This is a genomic window from Streptomyces sp. NPDC045695, from assembly GCF_056432025.1.
In genome coordinates this window covers 210638-216920 of record NZ_JBWKJU010000011.1, presented here as the reverse complement: position 1 = coordinate 216920, position 6283 = coordinate 210638, and the positions used below count along the sequence as shown (strand labels likewise).

5 protein-coding genes are annotated in these 6283 nt (G+C 72.7%); 1 reads left to right on the top strand and 4 read right to left on the bottom strand.

Annotated features, from left to right (window positions below):
- Nucleotides 1-170: 170 nt before the first annotated feature.
- Genes AC07DU_RS21020 through pdhA form a run of 3 tightly spaced genes read right to left on the bottom strand, consistent with a single transcriptional unit; the run spans nt 171 to nt 3660 of the window.
- Nucleotides 171-1484 (bottom strand): dihydrolipoamide acetyltransferase family protein, encoded by a 1314-nt coding sequence (locus AC07DU_RS21020; protein ID WP_479112844.1) that lies wholly within the window; start codon nt 1482-1484, stop codon nt 171-173.
- Nucleotides 1484-2503 (bottom strand): alpha-ketoacid dehydrogenase subunit beta, encoded by a 1020-nt coding sequence (locus tag AC07DU_RS21015; RefSeq protein WP_360897230.1) that lies wholly within the window; start codon nt 2501-2503, stop codon nt 1484-1486. Before AC07DU_RS21015 ends, AC07DU_RS21020 begins: the two co-directional genes overlap by 1 nt.
- Nucleotides 2500-3660 carry a pyruvate dehydrogenase (acetyl-transferring) E1 component subunit alpha gene (gene pdhA / locus AC07DU_RS21010; RefSeq protein ID WP_479112842.1) on the bottom strand — a complete coding sequence of 387 codons (1161 nt, stop codon included), beginning with the start codon at nt 3658-3660 and terminating at the stop codon, nt 2500-2502. Before pdhA ends, AC07DU_RS21015 begins: the two co-directional genes overlap by 4 nt.
- 202 nt (nt 3661-3862) lie before the next feature.
- Here pdhA and AC07DU_RS21005 point away from each other — a divergent pair, with 202 nt between their 5' ends.
- The gene (locus AC07DU_RS21005) at nt 3863-4459 is read left to right on the top strand and encodes an Lrp/AsnC family transcriptional regulator (RefSeq protein WP_479112840.1); all 597 of its coding nucleotides are present in this window, start codon (nt 3863-3865) and stop codon (nt 4457-4459) included.
- A gap of 97 nt (nt 4460-4556) precedes the next feature.
- Here the strand turns inward: AC07DU_RS21005 and AC07DU_RS21000 are convergent, their stop codons facing one another.
- On the bottom strand, nt 4557-6224 hold the full coding sequence (locus AC07DU_RS21000) for a hypothetical protein (RefSeq protein WP_479112838.1): 1668 nt from the start codon (nt 6222-6224) through the stop codon (nt 4557-4559).
- Between the last annotated feature and the right edge of the window lie 59 nt (nt 6225-6283).

Here is a 6283-nt window from a genome sequence, read left to right as displayed (position 1 = left end):
GGGGGGGGGGTTTGCGCGTGGGGGGGGGGGCAGTACTCCTCGTGGGTGTTGGGGTGACCTGCTAGGGGGGAAATTTCTGGCCTGAGGGTGGGAGGGGGGGGGGGGGGGGGGGGGGGGGGGCCGCCCCCCCCCCCCCCCCCGCCACGCGCTTCAGCCTGGCCCGGCTCGCGCTACAGGCTGCGCAGCAGGACCGCCGGGGACTCGACGCAGTCCGCGACGTAGCGCAGGAACCCGCCCGCCGTGCCGCCGTCGCAGACCCGGTGGTCGAACGTCAGCGACAGCTGGACGACCTGCCGTACGGCCAGCTCGCCGCCGTGGACCCACGGCTTCGGCATGATCCGGCCGACCCCGAGCATCGCCGCCTCCGGGTGGTTGATGATCGGCGTGGAGCCGTCGACCCCGAACACCCCGTAGTTGTTCAGGGTGAACGTCCCGCCGGTCAGGTCGGACGGAGCCAGCTTCCCGGCCCGCGCCAGCTCGGTCAGCCGGGCGAACTCCGCCGACAGGGACTCCGGGTTGCGGTGCTGCGCGTCCCGGACCACCGGGACCACCAGGCCCCGCTCGGTCTGCGCGGCGAAGCCCAGGTGCACCGACGGGAGCCGGACGATCTCCTTGGCCGCGAGGTCCACGGTGGAGTTCAGCTCGGGGTACTTGGCCAGCGCGGCCGTGCAGATCCGTGCCAGCAGCGCGAGCACCGAGATCTTGGGCCCGCCCACCGCGTTCATGGCGGTCCGGGCGGCCATCAGCTCGGTGGCGTCCGCATCGACCCAGCAGGTGGCGTCCGGGATCTCGCGCCGGCTGCGCGACAGCTTCTCGGCGACCGCCCCACGCACGCCCTTGAGCGGGATCCGCTCGCCCGCCGCGACCGGGGACGCGACCGGCGCCGGCTCGGGCGCCCGCAGCGCGGCCAGCGCCGCCTCCACGTCCGCCCGCAGGATCAGCCCCTCCGGCCCCGATCCCGTCAGCGCGCGCAGGTCGACCCCGCCGTCGCGCGCCAGCTTGCGCACCAGCGGCGAGATCACGGGCACCGGCCCCGCCGCAGCCGGCGCGGGCGCGGGCACCGGCGCGGGCGCGGCCACGGGCGCGGCCACGGGTACGGCCACCGGCGCCGACACCGCTGCGGAGACGGGTCGCACCCGTCGCCGTCGCGCCGGGCGCGAAGCGTCCGTCCCGTAGCCCACCAGGACATTGCCGGAGCCCGTGGCCTGCGCCTCGGGCTCCGCGGCGGGCGCCGACTCCACGCCCACCGCGACGGTGATCAGCGGAGCCCCGACCGGCAGCTCCTGGCCCTCTTCGCCGAACCGGGCGGTGACCACGCCGCCGTACGGGCAGGGCACCTCCACCATCGCCTTGGCCGTCTCGACCTCGACGACCGGCTGGTCGATGGCGACGACGTCGCCCACCGCCACGAGCCAGCGCACGATCTCGGCCTCGGTCAGTCCCTCGCCGAGGTCCGGCAGCTTGAATTCCATGACCTGCGGCATCAGTTCTCCCACTGCAGGCGGGCCACGGTGTCCAGGATCCGGTCCACACCGGGCAGGTGGTGCTTCTCCAGCATCGGCGGCGGGTAGGGGATGTCGAAGCCCGTCACCCGCAGCACCGGCGCCTCCAGGTGGTGGAAGCACCGCTCAGTGACGCGGGCGGCGATCTCCGCGCCCGGTCCGCCGAAGCCGCCGGCCTCGTGGACGACCACCGCGCGCCCGGTGCGGCGTACGGACTCCACGACGGTGTCCTCGTCGAAGGGGACCAGCGAGCGCAGGTCCACGACCTCCAGGTCCCAGCCCTCCTCGCGCGCCGCCTCGGCCGCCTCAAGGCACACCGGAAGCGAGGGCCCGTAGGTGATCAGGGTCGCGCTCGTGCCCGTGCGCCGGACCAGGGCCTTTCCGATGCCCGGCACCGCCGTCGGCGCCTGCGGCGACCAGTCGGCCTTCGACCAGTACAGCCGCTTGGGCTCCAGGAAGACCACGGGGTCGTCGCTGGCGATGGACGCGCGCAGCAGCCCGTACGCGTCCTCGACCGTCGCCGGGGTCACCACGTGCAGGCCGGGCGTGGCGATGTAGTACGCCTCGGAGGAGTCGCAGTGGTGCTCCACACCGCCGATCCCGCCGCCGTACGGCACGCGGATGGTGATCGGCAGCGGCATCGCGCCGCGCGTGCGGTTGCGCATCTTCGCCACGTGCGAGATCAGCTGCTCGAAGGCCGGGTACGCGAAGGCGTCGAACTGCATCTCGACCACCGGCCGCAGCCCGTACATCGCCATGCCGACCGCCGCGCCCAGGATCCCGGCCTCGGCGAGCGGGGTGTCCGTGCAGCGCTCCTCGCCGAACTCCTTCGCGAGCCCGTCCGTGATCCGGAAGACACCGCCCAGCGTCCCGACGTCCTCGCCCATGACGTGGACCGTCGGGTCCTCGGCCATCGCGTCGCGCATCGCCCGGGTCAGGGCCTGCGCCATCGTCGCGGGCTTGACCCCCGACTTCGCGGTCTTCGCCGCCACCGTGGTCATCCGCCGTTCTCCGCTTCGTTCTCCGCGTCGTCCTGCGCCACCAGCTCGGCGCGCAGCATCGCCGCCTGCTCGCGCAGTCTGTCGGTCTGCTCCGCGAAGACGTGCGCGAACAGGTCCATCGGATCCACCACCGGATCCGCGTTCATCCCCTCGCGCAGCGCCGCCGCCATCACCTCGGCGTCGTCGCGCGCCGCCTGGATGCCAGCCTCGTCGAGGATCCCGCGGGCGGTCAGCTCGCGCTCCAGGAGGTCGATCGGGTCGTGCGCCCTCCAGGCCTCGACCTCGGCGTCACCGCGGTAGCGGGTCGCGTCGTCGGCGTTCGTGTGGGCCTCCATCCGGTAGGTGACGGCCTCGATCAGGGTCGGACCACCACCGGACCGGGCCCGCCGGACCGCTTCTGCCAGCACCTCGTGCACCGCTGCGATGTCGTTGCCGTCGACCAGCCGGCCGGGCATGCCGTACCCCACGGCCTTGTGGGCCAGCGTCGGGGCGGCGGTCTGCTTGGCGAGCGGGACGGATATCGCGAAGCCGTTGTTCTGGACGAGGAAGACCACCGGGGCCTGCCACACGGCGGCGAAGTTCAGCGCCTCGTGGAAGTCGCCCTCGCTGGTGCCGCCGTCGCCGACCATGGCGAGGGCCACGACGTCGTCGCCGCGCAGCCGGGCCGCGTGCGCCAGGCCCACCGCGTGCGGCAGCTGGGTGGCGAGCGGGGTGGACAGGGGGGCGATGCGGTGCTCGCGCGGGTCGTACCCGGTGTGCCAGTCGCCGCGCAGCAGGGTCAGCGCCTGGACGGGGTCCAGGCCGCGCGCCACGGCCGCCAGGGTGTCGCGGTAGCTCGGGAAGAGCCAGTCCTGGTCCTCCAGGACCATGGCGGCCGCGATCTCGCAGGCCTCCTGGCCGACGGTGGACGGGTAGACGGCGAGCCGGCCCTGCCGGGTCAGTGCGGTGGCCTGGGCGTTGTACCGACGGCCGCGCACCAGCTCCGCGTAGCAGCGCAGCATCAGCGCGGGGTCGAGCCGGTCGGCGGCCCCGGTGCCCAGGACCCGGTAGGGCTCGGCGTCCGGCAGCAGCGGGGCCGCGTCCGTGCGGGGCCTCCAGGCGGGCGGCGGGGTGGAACGGTGGGACGCACCGGCACCGGGCAGCTCTTGGACCGTCATGGCGGCGTACACCTCCTCGTGGGAAGTAGTCGGGGGGACCCCGGGGTGACCCCAGCGGTGGCTGGGGGAGTGTGAGGCCCCTCACCTACCGATTGTTCGGTTGTCCGCGCAATTTGGCTACAGGCGACTCCAGGCTGTGGACAAACGGGCGTCGGGGCCCTGGGATGGATGCAGGACGTCCAGGAGAGGGAGGCATCGGGCAATGCCGGATGAACAAATGGCCGGAGCGGGTTCGGCGCCGGTCCCGTCGGGGGGAGCACCGGGTGCACCGGCGGCCCCCGGAGTCCCAGCCGCGGCGCCCCGTCCCCTGGACCCGATCGACCGGTCGATCATGCGGCTGCTCCAGGCGGACGGCCGCGCGTCGATACGGTCGGTGGCGGAGCAGGTCCACGTCTCGCGGGCGAACGCCTACGCGCGCATCAACCGGCTCATCGACGACGGTGTGATCCGCGGGTTCACGGCCCGCGTCAACCACGAACGCGCGGGCCAGGGCGCCTCCGCCTACATCACCTTGAAGATCGTCCAGAACTCCTGGCGCACGGTCCGCGAACAGCTGCGCGAGCTCCCCGGCGCCGCCCACATCGCCCTGGTCAGCGGGGACTTCGACGTACTGCTCCTGGTCCACACCCCGGACAACCGGACCCTGCGCGAGCTGGTCCTGACCCGCCTCCAGGCCATCCCGGAGGTGCTGTCCACGCGCACGCTGCTGGTCTTCGAGGAAACGGACCTCCTGGACTCCGGCACGGCCGTCCTGGGCGTCCCGGGCCCGAACGGCGCCCCGCCGCTCACGGAGGAATAGGCCGTACGGGCGACAGCGCCCCGGGACGGGCCTGGAGGCCGTTCCCGGGGCGCTGCGTGCGTGCGCGGAGCGTGGGAGCGCGGGGGCTACCCGCGCGTCACTTGGTGTCGTAGAGCCCGAAGAGGTCGACGACCAGATCGATGGGGTTGTAGCCCTGGTTCCAGAAGTCGATGATGCCGTTGTTCCCGGTGCTCGCCTGGACCAGGTTCGGGACGGTCTTGCCCTTCGTCCAGTTCAGGTTCGAGGAGTTCGGCGGGGTCGGCCTGGCCTCGGTGCCCTGGTGGTACTGGTCCAGCGTGTTCGGGTCCGGGGCGACCGTGAGGTACCCGTCCCCGTTCGTGTTGGTGACCGTGGTGTTCAGCACGAAGCCGGATACCCCGGGCTCGTCGTAGCCGAGCGGGATGTAGACGTAGCTGCGGCCCGCCAGCGGCCCGTACAGAGCGCCGTCGGGGTCGCGGGTGTCGACCAGGCGCTGCGGCCTGAGCGGAAGGTAGGCGCCCTTGCCGGCGGGGCTGTAGTAGCCCACGACGTCGACGATGACGTCGGTCGAGGACCACGCGCCGTTGAAGACGTTGATCTTGCCGTCGGCGCCGACGGGCACGATGACCGAGTTGGCGATCGTCTGGCCCGCGGTGAAGTTCAGGTTGGACGCGGTGGGGGTCGCCGCGCCGCTCGGGGAGACCGACAGATGGCCGGCCTGCTTCGGGTTGGTGACCGTCACGTTCAGCGCAACGGCCTTGATGTCCTGGGGCACGCCGCGCAGGCCGCTGATCTGGGTGGAGAAGGATGTCCGCCCGGCCAGCGGTCCCCGGGCGGCGCCGAGGCCCTCACGGGTGTCGACGAAGCGCGCCGGGGTCATCGGGGTGTAGCCGCTGGACTCGGTCCGCGTGAAGTAGCCGGTGATGTCGGCGATCAGATCGACCGACTGCGAGCCGCGGTTGGCGAGCTCCACGTAACCGTCCAGGCTGACGGGCACGATCACCAGGTTCGGGACGGTCTGACCCGCCTCGTAGTTCACGTTCGACGTGGTCGGCCGCTCGTCGCCCTTGGCGTAGGCGGTGATGTGCCCGGCACTCGTGGCGTTGGTGACGGTGACGTTGAGAACCACGGCGGTGACGTTGTCCGGGATCGAGCCGCTGCCCTCGACCTGGACGCGCGTCGTGCCGTAAGCGGGGACCTTGCCCTGCACGGCGCCGGTGCCGTCCCGGGTGTCCAGGAGGCGGGTGGGGGTGTACGGGGTGAAGTCCGAGCCCGGAGTGGTGTAGTAGATCTCGTTCTCGGCGGTGACGTTGTTCGCGGCGTCCGTCACGGTCACCTTGAGGATGTATTCGCCGACCTCGGCATAGGTGTGCGCGTGGTTCAAGACGGCGGAACCGGCGGCGTCCGCCGTCTCCGTGTTCCCGTCGCCCCAGTCGACGACGACCTTGAGCGAGGCGGGCGCGCTCGTGATGGTGGTCTTCACCTCCAGGCCGTGCGCGCTGTGGCTCTTGGCGTTGAGCGAGAGCGCGAGGTCCGGGTTGCCGGCGGCGGAGAGCGTGCCCTGGCCCGTCGGGGCCGCGGCCGCCTTGTCCTTCGCGGCGGGCAGGGTGCGGCGGGTCGTCTTGTCGGCCGGGCTCGTGTAGGTCGTGAAGCCGGCCGCCGCGGCCTTGGCCGGGTCGGTGGTCGTGGCCGCGCGGCGGGCGGCAGGCGCGGACGGATCCGCGGCCGATGCCACGGCCGGTATGAAACAGACTCCGGCCGCGATGACGACAGCGGCGGCGGACATCGTGAGACGGCGGTTGCGGTGGCGCACCGGCCCCCCATTTTCTGTTAAGACGCGGCTTT

Excerpts from the sequence above, each read along its gene's own strand:
- AC07DU_RS21020 (WP_479112844.1), bottom strand. The coding sequence starts at position 1,484 with ATGCCGCAGGTCATGGAATTCAAGCTGCCGGACCTCGGCGAGGGACTG.
- AC07DU_RS21015 (WP_360897230.1), bottom strand. The coding sequence starts at position 2,503 with ATGACCACGGTGGCGGCGAAGACCGCGAAGTCGGGGGTCAAGCCCGCG.
- pdhA (WP_479112842.1), bottom strand. The coding sequence starts at position 3,660 with ATGACGGTCCAAGAGCTGCCCGGTGCCGGTGCGTCCCACCGTTCCACC.
- AC07DU_RS21005 (WP_479112840.1), top strand. The coding sequence starts at position 3,863 with ATGCCGGATGAACAAATGGCCGGAGCGGGTTCGGCGCCGGTCCCGTCG.
- AC07DU_RS21000 (WP_479112838.1), bottom strand. The coding sequence starts at position 6,224 with ATGTCCGCCGCCGCTGTCGTCATCGCGGCCGGAGTCTGTTTCATACCG.